At 41.8% G+C, this 14,225-nt stretch carries 8 protein-coding genes, 8 tRNA genes, 3 rRNA genes and 1 pseudogene; 17 read left to right on the top strand and 3 right to left on the bottom strand.

From position 1 onward, the window contains the following. Positions 1–87 precede the first annotated feature (87 nt). From cwlD to NSQ89_RS22065, 3 genes and pseudogenes are all read left to right on the top strand, one after another. Positions 88–807, top strand: a complete 720-nt coding sequence (gene cwlD / locus NSQ89_RS22075; RefSeq protein WP_095259490.1) for an N-acetylmuramoyl-L-alanine amidase CwlD — start codon at positions 88–90, stop codon at positions 805–807. A 143-nt stretch (positions 808–950) separates the two neighbouring features. Then, positions 951–2,006, top strand: a complete 1,056-nt coding sequence (locus NSQ89_RS22070) for a P-loop NTPase (RefSeq protein ID WP_047943745.1) — start codon at positions 951–953, stop codon at positions 2,004–2,006. A gap of 169 nt (positions 2,007–2,175) precedes the next feature. Continuing rightward, a pseudogene (locus tag NSQ89_RS22065) lies at positions 2,176–3,743 on the top strand (IS1182 family transposase). A gap of 102 nt (positions 3,744–3,845) precedes the next feature. Here the strand turns inward: NSQ89_RS22065 and gerD are convergent. Next, positions 3,846–4,415 (bottom strand): spore germination lipoprotein GerD, encoded by a 570-nt coding sequence (gene gerD, locus NSQ89_RS22060; protein ID WP_047943746.1) that lies wholly within the window; start codon positions 4,413–4,415, stop codon positions 3,846–3,848. 175 nt (positions 4,416–4,590) lie between these two features. Further along, on the bottom strand, positions 4,591–5,340 hold the full coding sequence (pdaB, locus tag NSQ89_RS22055) for a polysaccharide deacetylase family sporulation protein PdaB (protein ID WP_047943747.1): 750 nt from the start codon (positions 5,338–5,340) through the stop codon (positions 4,591–4,593). Positions 5,341–5,480: 140 nt separating this feature from the next. On the opposite strand from pdaB, the gene NSQ89_RS22050 reads away from it, so the two are divergent. The 13 genes from NSQ89_RS22050 to rocF all read left to right on the top strand — a co-directional run bounded on the left by NSQ89_RS22050 (position 5,481) and on the right by rocF (position 13,071). Then, positions 5,481–5,720, top strand: coding sequence for a hypothetical protein (locus NSQ89_RS22050; RefSeq protein WP_047943748.1), 240 nt, complete (start codon positions 5,481–5,483; stop codon positions 5,718–5,720). A 264-nt stretch (positions 5,721–5,984) separates the two neighbouring features. Then, positions 5,985–7,532: ribosomal RNA gene (locus tag NSQ89_RS22045) — 16S ribosomal RNA — on the top strand. Positions 7,533–8,007: 475 nt separating this feature from the next. Continuing rightward, positions 8,008–10,943: ribosomal RNA gene (locus NSQ89_RS22040) — 23S ribosomal RNA — on the top strand. A gap of 160 nt (positions 10,944–11,103) precedes the next feature. Then, a 5S ribosomal RNA gene (gene rrf, locus NSQ89_RS22035) occupies positions 11,104–11,220 on the top strand. Together the 16S, 23S and 5S rRNA genes with 8 tRNA genes alongside form the textbook arrangement of a ribosomal RNA operon. Before the next feature lie 10 nt (positions 11,221–11,230). Continuing rightward, positions 11,231–11,305 (top strand) — tRNA-Asn (locus tag NSQ89_RS22030). Positions 11,306–11,332: 27 nt separating this feature from the next. Continuing rightward, a tRNA-Thr gene (locus NSQ89_RS22025) sits at positions 11,333–11,405 on the top strand. Positions 11,406–11,420: 15 nt separating this feature from the next. Beyond that, a tRNA-Glu gene (locus tag NSQ89_RS22020) sits at positions 11,421–11,495 on the top strand. Between the two features lie 3 nt (positions 11,496–11,498). After that, positions 11,499–11,574, top strand: a tRNA-Val gene (locus tag NSQ89_RS22015). Positions 11,575–11,602: 28 nt separating this feature from the next. After that, a tRNA-Thr gene (locus NSQ89_RS22010) sits at positions 11,603–11,678 on the top strand. A gap of 30 nt (positions 11,679–11,708) precedes the next feature. Continuing rightward, positions 11,709–11,792, top strand: a tRNA-Tyr gene (locus NSQ89_RS22005). Between the two features lie 43 nt (positions 11,793–11,835). Further along, positions 11,836–11,910, top strand: a tRNA-Gln gene (locus NSQ89_RS22000). A gap of 2 nt (positions 11,911–11,912) precedes the next feature. Continuing rightward, positions 11,913–11,985: transfer RNA gene (locus NSQ89_RS21995), tRNA-Lys, on the top strand. A gap of 189 nt (positions 11,986–12,174) precedes the next feature. Continuing rightward, positions 12,175–13,071: an arginase gene (gene rocF, locus NSQ89_RS21990; RefSeq protein WP_095257897.1), complete on the top strand. Its 897-nt coding sequence runs from the start codon at positions 12,175–12,177 to the stop codon at positions 13,069–13,071. An 81-nt stretch (positions 13,072–13,152) separates the two neighbouring features. Here rocF and NSQ89_RS21985 read toward each other — a convergent pair whose 3' ends face one another. Continuing rightward, on the bottom strand, positions 13,153–13,320 hold the full coding sequence (locus tag NSQ89_RS21985; protein WP_082138414.1) for an aspartyl-phosphate phosphatase Spo0E family protein: 168 nt from the start codon (positions 13,318–13,320) through the stop codon (positions 13,153–13,155). 325 nt (positions 13,321–13,645) lie between these two features. Here NSQ89_RS21985 and sigW point away from each other — a divergent pair, with 325 nt between their 5' ends. Further along, positions 13,646–14,209, top strand: coding sequence for an RNA polymerase sigma factor SigW (sigW, locus tag NSQ89_RS21980; RefSeq protein WP_047943945.1), 564 nt, complete (start codon positions 13,646–13,648; stop codon positions 14,207–14,209). Positions 14,210–14,225 lie beyond the last annotated feature (16 nt).

The raw sequence follows: 14,225 nt of genomic DNA, 5'->3' as shown, positions 1-14,225 counted from the left end.
CCTGAAAGAAGGACTTGCTGTTCTAAAACCTCGTATTCCTCCATATAGTATGAATAAGGACGGGCATAGGGGGGAATGAGGTTAACTGTGAGTAAAAAGTGGAAAATAAGTATATATATCCTAGGACTAGCACTCCTTTTCTTTATTTTGCAACTTGATTTCTCAAATGATGATTCATGGGATGCCTGGAATTTGCCATTAACCGGAAAAGTAATCATTATTGATCCTGGACACGGCGGGCCTGATGGTGGTGCAGGGGATAATGAGGTATTGGAAAAGGATATTGCCTTAAGCGTTTCCTTAAAGCTTCGAGATTATCTGCAAGAGCAAGGAGCGTTAGTCATCATGACAAGAGAAGTGGATAAGGATTTGGCTAGTGAAAGTACGAAAGGCTATCGCAATCGAAAAGTTGAGGATTTAAAAGAAAGAATAAGCATTATCAATAAATCGGATGCGGATTTATTCTTGAGTATTCATTTAAATGCTATCCCTTCATCGAAATGGAGTGGAGCACAAACCTTCTATTCCTCTAAGCAAGAAGGAAACGATAGAGCTGCCAAGTTTATTCAAGACGAATTAATTGATAACTTAGAGAATACTACCCGAAAGGCAAAAACGCTGGAGAGTGTATACATACTTAAATATGCCGAGAGACCAGGAGTGCTAGTGGAGGTAGGTTTCTTATCAAATCCACAAGAAAAGGCAAAGCTTATGAAAGAAGACTATCAGGAGAAAATAGCAGCGTCTATTTATAAAGGGGTTAATCGCTTTTTTACAAATGAAGAGGAACTTGAAATTCAAGAATAGAGACGAATCATGTCTCTATTCTTATTTTTGTCGATTCTATTCCCGGGAAATAAATGCTGGTAATAACGTTTGAATCTTCAGAATGTAAACGATAACTATTTTTATGCTATACTGTTAGTAAAAATAGGAAAGGGGATTGCGTCATGATAACAAAAGAAGAAATTGAGAAGATAGTGGAGAATATGATCGATCCTTTTTTACATAAATCATTGCTTGAACTGAGCGCAGTGAAAGATGTCAAATGGAATGAAGAAAAAGGGCATGCCAGTTTAAAGGTTGCTGTAGCAAAGCTTGGTTCCGCCTATCAAATCGAGTTGCAAAATCAAATTGTCAGCGCGCTTAAAGAAAGAGGAGTAGAAAGTGTTGGGTTACGTTTTACGGAATTATCTAGTGCGCTTGTAGAGGAAATAATAAAGGAAACAGAATCTGAAGAGAAGAAGCCAATTTATATTGCCATTGCTAGTGGGAAAGGTGGAGTAGGAAAATCAACGGTTTCCGTAAATTTAGCTGTCTCTTTAGCAAGGATGGGGAAAAAAGTTGGGTTACTGGATGCTGACATATATGGTTTTAGTGTTCCAGATATGATGGGGATCACGAATAGACCAGAAGTAATAAAGGAGCGTATTATTCCGGTTGAGCGTTTTGGGGTTAAAGTTATTTCGATGGGATTCTTTGTTGAAGATAATACGCCTATTATCTGGAGAGGGCCAATGCTTGGTAAAATGCTGACAAGCTTTATGGATGAAGTAGAATGGGGAGAGCTTGATTATCTCCTATTAGATTTACCACCAGGAACAGGTGATGTGGCCCTAGATGTCCACTCTATGCTGCCGACAAGTAAAGAAATTATCGTAACAACACCTCATCCAACTGCTGCGTTTGTTGCAGCACGTGCTGGAGCGATGGCATTAAGAACAGAACATGAGATATTAGGTGTCATAGAAAATATGTCTTATTTTGAAAGCCGTTTAACAGGGGAAAAGGAATATGTGTTTGGCAAGGGGGGAGGAAAGAAATTAGCAAAGGATTTGGAGGTACCCTTACTTGGAGAACTGCCATTGGGGCAGCCAGATTGGAATGAAGAGGATTTTGCTCCATCCGTCTATAAAGAAACGCATCCTATTGGTGAAAGATATAAGGGGATTGCTGAACAAATAGTAGAAGTGTTAGAGATGGCAGTAGATAGAGTAGAAAACTAACTGCTGATAGCAAAGAGGCTGGGACAAAACCCTCCTCTAAGACGAAAAAAACGGTGAAATTTTACGACAAGTAAAATTTCACCGTTTTGCTTATTTACAATAAAAAATAAGGACAACTTCTGATAAAATTAAGTTACCACACAAAATCTAATCAGAAAGAAGTGTCCTTATGTTTAAAGATTATACCATGAATCAAATCGTTTTACCTTTAGATTTAGAAGTAAAGTTACAAAATAATGATATTGCCTTCCATGTCCATCATTTAGTGGAAAGTATCCCTCAAGAAGCGTTTGAACCATTTCTTCGAAATGAAGGTTGTCCTGCCTATCATCCACGCATGATGCTTAAAATTATTCTATGTGCCTACACTCAATCTGTCTTTTCGGGGCGTAAAATGGAGGCCCTATTAAAAGACAGTATCCGTATGATGTGGTTAGCTCAAGGGTATGAACCAAGCTATCGTACAATTAACCGATTTCGTGTTCAACCAGAAGTAAAAGATTTAATCCGTCAATGTTTTATCCAATTTCGCTGCCAATTGATTAAAGAAAAACTGATCGATCAAGAAGCGATATTTATCGATGGTACAAAGATTGAAGCGAATGCGAATAAATTTACGTTTGTCTGGAAGAAAGCGATTGAGAAATTTCATCAGAGTTTAATCGATAAGTCAAACCAGTTGTACAATGAGTTGCTTGAGAACGAAATCATCCCCCAAATTGAACGGGAAAGTGATGAACAGTTATCATTTGGAGAGCTCACTCAAATGGTTCAAAAAGTAGAAGAAGTAGTGACCGAATATGATAAACAAATTGAAGCATCTTCAGACGTTACTGAACGAAAAGCCTTACGAAGTGAACGAAAATACCCGAAACAAGTGCGTAAACAGTTGATTGATTTTGTCTTGAGAAAACGGAAGTACCAACAGGATCTTAAAATCTTTGGACCACGTAATAGCTATTCTAAAACAGATCTAGATGCGACATTTATGCGAATGAAAGATGATTATATGAAAAACGGGCAATTGAAAGCTGGTTACAATGTACAAATCGCAACTGAAGGTCAATATGCGCTTGCTTATAGTTTATTTCCAAACCCAACAGATACACGTACGTTAATTCCATTTTTAGATGAGATAGAGCAACATTATTTCGAGTTACCGAAACATATTGTTGCAGATGCAGGTTATGGTAGTGAACAAAACTTTAGTGATATTCTCTCAAACAGAAACCGAGAAGCACTGATAACATATAACATGTTTTTGAAGGAACAAAAGAAAAAGTACAAACAAAATACATTTAATCCTGATAACTGGGAATATGATCAAGAAACCGATACATATATATGCCCTAATCAGAAACGTTTAGAATTTCAATATCATTCTGTCCGAACGGACGCTACAGGTTTCCAAAGGAGTTTCAAATCTACGAGTGCGAAGACTGTTCAGGATGCCCATTCCGCTCATCATGTACCAAGGCAAAAGAAGGAAACAATCGAAAACTAATGGTGAACAAAAAATGGGAACAGCAAAAAGAATATGTGAGAGCGAAGCTTTCAGAAGAGAAAACGAGTGCCATCTATCGAAAACGCAAAACCGATGTGGAACCAGTTTTTGGATTCTTGAAGGCTAATTTACGTTTCACTCGATTTTCTGTACGAGGAAAATCGAAGGTGGAAAACGAAATGGGTCTTGCGTTAATGGCAGTGAATTTAAGAAAAATCACTGCCATTAACTAAGATAATAGAAGAATTAACATGAAAAAATAGAGAAAGGTGAATTTGAGTCCCCTCAAATTCACCTTTCTCTTTATTAGAGGCTAGTTATGTCCCAGCCTCTTTTTATATTTTATTTTCTTCAGATAATAAAGAGGAAGAGGCTTCTTTCGCAGCTTTATCTAGTAATTCTTTAAATTTGGACTTGAATTCAGGTGTTTCCATTGTTTCTTGGAGGATTTGTTCTACATGCTCTCTATATTCTGTGCTTTTTAAAATGTTCTTCATTTCTGATTCTAGTGAAGGATCTTGCAGCAACTCGACCATCATTTTCCGATATCCTGGATCCTTCATTAGGTCTTTGATCAATTTTTCATTTTCGGATTTCATGCTTTTTGCCATTGTTTCAGCAAACTCAGGATCTTTGAATTTCTTTTGCCAAAATTCAGCCGCCTTGTCAGAAACAAGTGTTTTTTCTATTGTGTTTGTTACTGCTTTTTCATTCATAACCAAGTTTTGTTTTATTTCTTCATCGTTCATTACTTCACGAATAGCTTTTTTCCCTTCATCTGTTTTTAATATATCCACAATCATTTTTTTCGTTTGATCATAGTCCATTTGTTGAGAATTTTCACTTTCTGAGCATCCGCTTAATAAAGAAATGACTAACAGGAGGGTAATCCCTTTTTTTAGCATGATAATTACCTCTTTCATTAAAGATATCTATTAAGTAGAATGGATTCTTTTTGAATTTTTATTCCTGATGGTAAGGAAAAGATAATGAAATAAGAAAGAAAAAAACTGACCCTAAAAGAGTTTCTCGATCTTTATTCAATCGATTCCCTCTAACTTAAGGCACAGCTTTTTTGATTTAATGTACTTCTTTCGATTTGGAATCAGCGTTGGAGATCATTTCTGAAACAGTAACAAACTTTAAGTTCTTTTTTTGTAATTTACCAATAATCTCTGGTAGGGCTTTTGCAGTTTGTTTGGCAGAATCAGAAGCATGTAATAAAACAATGTCCCCTTTTTTAGCTGAAGCAGCTTTTTTAATGATTTGTTGTGCTCCGGGATTGGTCCAATCCTTAGAGTCGATGCTCCAGTGGACTAATGTATAATCATATTGGTCTGCAATAGTTAAGGTAGATTGGCTGAAATGACCAGTTGGGGCTCTAGCTAATAAAATATTTTCGACTTTTAATTTTTGAAATGCCGTTTTTGCTTTAGATATGTCTTGGCGAATTTTTTCTTCTTTTACTTCAGAATAGTCCACATAGTCATAACCTAGTATTCCAATTTCATGTCCTTCCTTTACCATTCTGCTGACTAATTCAGGATGCCTTTCTGCCCATGAACCAGCAAGAAAAAATGTTGCGTTCACTTTCTTTTCTTTCAAGATATCAAGAATTGGTTCTGCTTTTTTGTCACCCCATCCAATATTAAAGGTGAGTGCAACTCCCTTTTCCCCTTTATAAACAGCCTTTGGTCCATCCTTTGAAGAAAATACAGGGATTTGGACAATATTTTCCACATACAAAAACCAGGCTGTGAAGAAGGATACTACAACTATCAATGCCATTTGTTTTAAGGATTTACTGTTAAGAACATAGAAAATATTCATCTGTTTGTCACCTCGTCCACTTTACTGCTCGTCTCATATTTATGTTGAAAAGAAAAAAATAATGACAAAACTTTTATAAAAAAAGAAAAACTAGTACATAATACAGAGACCAAAATATGGATGCAGCAGGAGGATTAGTAATGATTGGATTATTATTAAATAAAAAGGAAATAAAAGAGATTGAATATCTAATAAAAAGGGAATTGGATGAAATTTTATTAGATTTAGGAGATAAAAGAATTGATCTTGCTGTGAAAAAGGCGATGGTTGAAAGATATAAGAATTTATTTATTTTACTTAAAAGAGTGGCTTCCCCTAAAGAATGTCTGGCATATATCCTGCCAGAAAGTAAACTGTTGGATGAAAAATATAAAATGTGAAAAAAACTGTTGACGAATAATAGTTATCTTGGTATATTAATAAACGTCACTTCGACATGAGAGAAATCAATGAATAAGAAAATAAAAAAGTAGTTGACTCTTAGGTTTGGGTGTGTTAAATTAATAAAGTCGCTTGTTGAGCGGCCAATCAATTGCTCTTTGAAAACTGAACAAACAAACGTCAACAATAATCGTTTTATAACGAATGTTGTAAAACAAAAAAGTAACAAAAAGCTAGAGTTTAGCAATGAGCTAATCAACTCTTTATTGGAGAGTTTGATCCTGGCTCAGGACGAACGCTGGCGGCGTGCCTAATACATGCAAGTCGAGCGGACTTTAAAAGCTTGCTTTTAAAGTTAGCGGCGGACGGGTGAGTAACACGTGGGCAACCTGCCTGTAAGACTGGGATAACTTCGGGAAACCGGAGCTAATACCGGATAATCCTTTTCCTCTCATGAGGAAAAGCTGAAAGACGGTTTACGCTGTCACTTACAGATGGGCCCGCGGCGCATTAGCTAGTTGGTGAGGTAACGGCTCACCAAGGCGACGATGCGTAGCCGACCTGAGAGGGTGATCGGCCACACTGGGACTGAGACACGGCCCAGACTCCTACGGGAGGCAGCAGTAGGGAATCTTCCGCAATGGACGAAAGTCTGACGGAGCAACGCCGCGTGAGTGATGAAGGTTTTCGGATCGTAAAACTCTGTTGTTAGGGAAGAACAAGTACAAGAGTAACTGCTTGTACCTTGACGGTACCTAACCAGAAAGCCACGGCTAACTACGTGCCAGCAGCCGCGGTAATACGTAGGTGGCAAGCGTTGTCCGGAATTATTGGGCGTAAAGCGCGCGCAGGCGGTCCTTTAAGTCTGATGTGAAAGCCCACGGCTCAACCGTGGAGGGTCATTGGAAACTGGGGGACTTGAGTGCAGAAGAGAAGAGTGGAATTCCACGTGTAGCGGTGAAATGCGTAGAGATGTGGAGGAACACCAGTGGCGAAGGCGACTCTTTGGTCTGTAACTGACGCTGAGGCGCGAAAGCGTGGGGAGCAAACAGGATTAGATACCCTGGTAGTCCACGCCGTAAACGATGAGTGCTAAGTGTTAGAGGGTTTCCGCCCTTTAGTGCTGCAGCAAACGCATTAAGCACTCCGCCTGGGGAGTACGGCCGCAAGGCTGAAACTCAAAGGAATTGACGGGGGCCCGCACAAGCGGTGGAGCATGTGGTTTAATTCGAAGCAACGCGAAGAACCTTACCAGGTCTTGACATCCTCTGACACTCCTAGAGATAGGACGTTCCCCTTCGGGGGACAGAGTGACAGGTGGTGCATGGTTGTCGTCAGCTCGTGTCGTGAGATGTTGGGTTAAGTCCCGCAACGAGCGCAACCCTTGATCTTAGTTGCCAGCATTCAGTTGGGCACTCTAAGGTGACTGCCGGTGACAAACCGGAGGAAGGTGGGGATGACGTCAAATCATCATGCCCCTTATGACCTGGGCTACACACGTGCTACAATGGATGGTACAAAGGGCAGCAAAACCGCGAGGTCGAGCAAATCCCATAAAACCATTCTCAGTTCGGATTGTAGGCTGCAACTCGCCTACATGAAGCTGGAATCGCTAGTAATCGCGGATCAGCATGCCGCGGTGAATACGTTCCCGGGCCTTGTACACACCGCCCGTCACACCACGAGAGTTTGTAACACCCGAAGTCGGTGGGGTAACCTTTTGGAGCCAGCCGCCTAAGGTGGGATAGATGATTGGGGTGAAGTCGTAACAAGGTAGCCGTATCGGAAGGTGCGGCTGGATCACCTCCTTTCTAAGGAAAATGGAATTTACATTCCATCATAGATTGTTGACGATTTGTTGTTCAGTTTTGAGGGAGCAATTCCTCAAAAACAGTAATAAGTTTGAGGGTAAAGAGAAACGAGTAGATCAAGGAAGCGAATGCGCGAGCACCGGAGCGTACAACAGTACGTGAGGAGCAGAGCGAAGAAGCTGACGAAGAGATGCGAAGTTTATCTTTAGCCGAAATTGTTCCTTGAAAACTAGATTATGAAAAGTAAGAACCAAGAAAGAAACCGAGTAATCGCCATCTTAGATTCTCTATTTTAGAGAATTACTTCTTTGGAAAGTAATCGTATTAAACGAATACTCTTTCAAAGATTGGAGAGCAAAGAAAAGCAAGTAGGTCAAGGAAGCGACCGAACGAGCACCGGAGCGTACGACAGTACGTGAGGAGCAGAGTGAAGAAGCTGACGAAGAGATACGCCGCTTATCTTTGGTCGAAACTAAGTTAAGTTAGAAAGGGCGCACGGTGGATGCCTTGGCACTAGGAGCCGATGAAGGACGGGATTAACACCGATATGCTTTGGGGAGCTGTAAGTAAGCTTTGATCCAGAGATTTCCGAATGGGGAAACCCTCTATCCGTAATGGGATAGAATCTTTACCTGAATACATAGGGTACTGAAGGCAGACCCGGGGAACTGAAACATCTAAGTACCCGGAGGAAGAGAAAGCAAACGCGATTCCCTGAGTAGCGGCGAGCGAAACGGGATTAGCCCAAACCAAGAGGCTTGCCTCTTGGGGTTGTAGGACACTCTATATGGAGTTACAAAGGAACGGGGTAGACGAATCGATCTGGAAAGGTCAGTCGTAGAAGGTAAAAACCCTGTAGTCGAAACTTCGTTCCCTCTTGAGTGTATCCTGAGTACGGCGGGACACGAGAAATCCCGTCGGAAGCAGGGAGGACCATCTCCCAAGGCTAAATACTCCCTAGTGACCGATAGTGAACCAGTACCGTGAGGGAAAGGTGAAAAGCACCCCGGAAGGGGAGTGAAATAGATCCTGAAACCGTGTGCCTACAAGTAGTTAGAGCCCATTTATGGGTGATAGCGTGCCTTTTGTAGAATGAACCGGCGAGTTACGATTACATGCGAGGTTAAGTTGAAGAGACGGAGCCGCAGCGAAAGCGAGTCTGAATAGGGCGAAATAGTATGTGGTTGTAGACCCGAAACCAGGTGATCTACCCATGTCCAGGGTGAAGTCCAGGTAACACTGGATGGAGGCCCGAACCCACGCACGTTGAAAAGTGCGGGGATGAGGTGTGGGTAGCGGAGAAATTCCAATCGAACTTGGAGATAGCTGGTTCTCTCCGAAATAGCTTTAGGGCTAGCCTCAAGATTTAGAGTATTGGAGGTAGAGCACTGTTTGGACTAGGGGCCCCCATCGGGTTACCGAATTCAGACAAACTCCGAATGCCAAATACTTATTCTTGGGAGTCAGACTACGAGTGATAAGATCCGTGGTCAAGAGGGAAACAGCCCAGACCACCAGCTAAGGTCCCAAAGTATACGTTAAGTGGAAAAGGATGTGGAGTTGCTTAGACAACCAGGATGTTGGCTTAGAAGCAGCCACCATTTAAAGAGTGCGTAATAGCTCACTGGTCGAGTGACTCTGCGCCGAAAATGTACCGGGGCTAAACGTATCACCGAAGCTGTGGATTGACATCTATGATGTCAGTGGTAGGAGAGCGTTCTAAGGGCGTTGAAGCTAGACCGTAAGGACTGGTGGAGCGCTTAGAAGTGAGAATGCCGGTATGAGTAGCGAAAGATGAGTGAGAATCTCATCCACCGAATGCCTAAGGTTTCCTGAGGAAGGCTCGTCCGCTCAGGGTTAGTCGGGACCTAAGCCGAGGCTGAAAAGCGTAGGCGATGGACAACAGGTTGATATTCCTGTACCACCTTTAAATCGTTTGAGCAATGGGGGGACGCAGGAGGATAGGGTAAGCGTGCTGTTGGATTAGCACGTCCAAGCAGTTAGGCTGGTAATGAGGCAAATCCCATTACCACATAAGCGGAGCTGTGACGGCGAGGGAAATATAGTACCGAAGTTCCTGATTCCACACTGCCAAGAAAAGCCTCTAGCGAGATTTAGGGTGCCCGTACCGCAAACCGACACAGGTAGGCGAGGAGAGAATCCTAAGGTGAGCGAGAGAACTCTCGTTAAGGAACTCGGCAAAATGACCCCGTAACTTCGGGAGAAGGGGTGCTCTTGCGGGTGCAAGCCTGCGAGAGCCGCAGTGAATAGGCCCAGGCGACTGTTTAGCAAAAACACAGGTCTCTGCGAAGCCGCAAGGCGAAGTATAGGGGCTGACACCTGCCCGGTGCTGGAAGGTTAAGAGGAGGGGTTAGCACGTTAGTGCGAAGCTCTGAATTGAAGCCCCAGTAAACGGCGGCCGTAACTATAACGGTCCTAAGGTAGCGAAATTCCTTGTCGGGTAAGTTCCGACCCGCACGAAAGGTGTAACGATCTGGGCACTGTCTCAACGAGAGACTCGGTGAAATTATAGTACCTGTGAAGATGCAGGTTACCCGCGACAGGACGGAAAGACCCCGTGGAGCTTTACTGCAGCCTGATATTGAATTTTGGTACAGCTTGTACAGGATAGGTAGGAGCCTTGGAAGCCGGAGCGCCAGCTTCGGTGGAGGCATTGGTGGGATACTACCCTGGCTGTATTGACATTCTAACCCGCACCCCTGATCGGGGTGGGAGACAGTGTCAGGTGGGCAGTTTGACTGGGGCGGTCGCCTCCTAAAAAGTAACGGAGGCGCCCAAAGGTTCCCTCAGAATGGTTGGAAATCATTCGTAGAGTGTAAAGGCACAAGGGAGCTTGACTGCGAGACCTACAAGTCGAGCAGGGACGAAAGTCGGGCTTAGTGATCCGGTGGTTCCGCATGGAAGGGCCATCGCTCAACGGATAAAAGCTACCCCGGGGATAACAGGCTTATCTCCCCCAAGAGTCCACATCGACGGGGAGGTTTGGCACCTCGATGTCGGCTCATCGCATCCTGGGGCTGTAGTCGGTCCCAAGGGTTGGGCTGTTCGCCCATTAAAGCGGTACGCGAGCTGGGTTCAGAACGTCGTGAGACAGTTCGGTCCCTATCCGTCGTGGGCGTAGGAAATTTGAGAGGAGCTGTCCTTAGTACGAGAGGACCGGGATGGACGCACCGCTGGTGTACCAGTTGTCTTGCCAAAGGCATCGCTGGGTAGCTATGTGCGGAAGGGATAAGTGCTGAAAGCATCTAAGCATGAAGCCCCCCTCAAGATGAGATTTCCCATAGCGCAAGCTAGTAAGATCCCTGAAAGATGATCAGGTTGATAGGTCAGAGGTGGAAGCGTGGCGACATGTGGAGCTGACTGATACTAATAGATCGAGGACTTAACTAAAATGAAAAGCGGAAACGCCTGTTAATCGGCGATAAGCTGGACAAAATGATTACTTGTTTCTTTCTTCTTACCATAATCTAGTTTTCAGGGAATAATTTTTCGAAATTACACTTGAAAAAATATCTAAAACATGTATAATAATACATGTCTGATAAATAAGTCTGGTGGCGATAGCGAGAAGGTCACACCCGTTCCCATACCGAACACGGAAGTTAAGCTTCTCAGCGCCGATGGTAGTTGGGGGTTCTCCCCCTGTGAGAGTAGGACGTCGCCAGGCATACCATTATTCCGCAGTAGCTCAGTGGTAGAGCATTCGGCTGTTAACCGAACGGTCGTAGGTTCGAGTCCTACCTGCGGAGCCATTATTTTTATTATATGTTAGCCAAGGTGCTTCCATAGCTCAGCAGGTAGAGCACTTCCATGGTAAGGAAGAGGTCACCGGTTCGAGCCCGGTTGGAAGCTTACGAAAATAAATATGGCCCATTGGTCAAGCGGTTAAGACACCGCCCTTTCACGGCGGTAACACGGGTTCGAATCCCGTATGGGTCACCATTTGGAGGATTAGCTCAGCTGGGAGAGCATCTGCCTTACAAGCAGAGGGTCGGCGGTTCGATCCCGTCATCCTCCACCATTGAATCTTAAAAGTTTATAAATTTATTGCCGGTTTAGCTCAATTGGTAGAGCAACTGACTTGTAATCAGTAGGTTGGGGGTTCAAGTCCTCTAGCCGGCACCACTTTTTTAAATTGTCATTAGTTTGAATATCGGAGGGGTAGCGAAGTGGCTAAACGCGGCGGACTGTAAATCCGCTCCTTCGGGTTCGGCGGTTCGAATCCGTCCCCCTCCACCATTTATGATTGGACAATATTAATTATATGTCCTTTTTATATTTTTGGGCTATAGCCAAGCGGTAAGGCAACGGACTTTGACTCCGTCATTCGTTGGTTCGAATCCAGCTAGCCCAGCCAACGAGCCATTAGCTCAGTCGGTAGAGCATCTGACTTTTAATCAGAGGGTCGGAGGTTCGAATCCTCCATGGCTCATCTTTCTTTAAACCAAACACAATCGTGTTTGGTTTTTTTGTGCTCTTTAAGCATGGCATTCTTGTTGTTTCCTCTCGGGATTTATAGAATATTCGCATATATATACATAAAGATGTTGAGTTGAGTCATTGTTTCAGAAGAAGGTACAATAAAAGAAGAATATGACTGGAGAGATGGGGGAGGATTTTCATGAGAAAGCTGACTATTATTGGAATGCCGATGGATCTTGGACAAATGCGCAGAGGTGTAGATATGGGGCCTAGTGCAATCCGCTACGCAGGTATTTTTGAAAGATTATCAAAGCTATTTTCCTCTATAGAAGATTGGGGAGATATATCAGTAGGAAGACCAGAAACCATAATAGATGTCCAAAGCAATCTTAGAAATCTTCATTTAATAGCAGAAAAAAATCAAATGCTTGCAGAAATGGTTGATAAGATTATTCAATCAAAGTCATTTCCTCTTGTTTTAGGCGGAGATCATAGTATAGCAATTGGGACACTTGCTGGAGTATCTAAGCATTACACCAATTTAGGGGTCATTTGGTATGATGCACATGGAGATTTAAATACGGCAGAAACCTCTCCATCAGGGAATATTCATGGGATGCCACTGGCTGTAAGTTTAGGATATGGGCATGAGCTATTGACCAATATATTAGGAGCCTCTCCTAAAATAAAACCAGAGCATGTAGTGATAATAGGAGCTAGATCTTTAGATGAAGGTGAGCGCAGGCTTATAAAAGAATTAGGAATAAAAGTTTTTACCATGCATGAAATTGATCGACTAGGGATGACGAAGGTGATGGAGAGTACGATTGATTATTTAAAGGAAAAAACAGATGGGGTACACTTGTCTCTAGACTTAGATGGATTAGATCCAAATGATGCACCAGGAGTTGGAACACCAGTACCTGGGGGAATAAGTTATAGAGAGAGTCATTTAGCTATGGAAATGTTAGCGGAGTCTGGACTTATTACTTCCGCTGAATTTGTAGAAGTTAACCCGATATTAGATGAAAGAAACAAGACTGCCTCGTTAGCTGTAGCATTGATGGGTTCACTATTTGGAGAAAAATTACTATAAATTAAAATCTAAAAAGCAGGCGTGGATATGCACTGCTTTTTAGATTTTAATTGGACTGAAAGCAAGATAAAAGCAATCTTATTATTTAACAGATAGTTCACTACATATTTTTTCATATTTATTTAATAACAAATCTAATTTTGTACTTAAGTCAACAACTTTTGGGTGCGAAAAAGAAGTGTTGTTTGCCAAATAGATCATCATTTCACGATGTTCTTCAATGTCTTTTAATAATTTTCTATCACTCATTTGCTTCACCCTCTATATGTTTTTATAATTCTTCATAATCTATATAGCCGTAGTAAATTCAAATGTTGCTTGTCTTGATTTTAGCATATTATTACTTTTTTTATAACCAATTCTAAAAATTTTAAACATTATGTGGCATTATTTGTTAAAATAAGAATGAGTATCCTAAAAAAGATAGATGTGCATAATAGGGAGATTTTTCACTACATATAAGTGAGAATATTATTTTTTTTATACATAAATAAAATTTTTTTAGAGAAAAAATGAAACCTTTCCTGCTGTCGATTCGTAAATCGATTAGCCGCACTAGAGCGGAGGTAAATAGATGGAAGCATTAGTAAAAAAAAGGATTCAACAAGTTTTAAAAGGGGATAAAAATGCATTTGGTGACATAATCGAACTATATAAAGATAAAGTGTTTCAAATTTGTTATCGGATGTTGGGGAATAGGCATGAAGCAGAGGATATAGCACAAGAGGCTTTTATTCGTGCATATGTGAATGTTCATCGCTATAATATGGAATATAAGTTTTCAACATGGCTATATCGTATTGCGACAAACCTATGCATTGACCGTATAAGAAAAAGGAAACCAGATTATTATCTTGATGCAGAGGTTCCAGGTACAGACGGCTTAAATATGTACTCGCAAATTTCCTCGGATGGAAAATTGCCTGAGGAAGATGTAGAGAGTATGGAACTGCAAGCAATGATACAAAGGGAAATCTCCAAACTTCCTGAAAAGTATCGAGCAGTCATCGTTTTAAAATATATCGAAGAACTTTCTTTAAATGAGATAAGTGAAATTCTGGAGCTTCCTTTAGGAACAGTTAAAACGCGTATTCACAGGGGAAGAGAAGCGTTGAGAAAACAATTACGGTATGTCTGATAAAGAAGGTGAAAAT

The organism is Niallia sp. FSL R7-0648, assembly GCF_038007005.1.
Classification (GTDB): domain Bacteria; phylum Bacillota; class Bacilli; order Bacillales; family Cytobacillaceae; genus Niallia; species Niallia circulans.
Note: the sequence above shows the minus strand (reverse complement) of the source record. Positions and strands in the feature narration are given on the sequence as shown.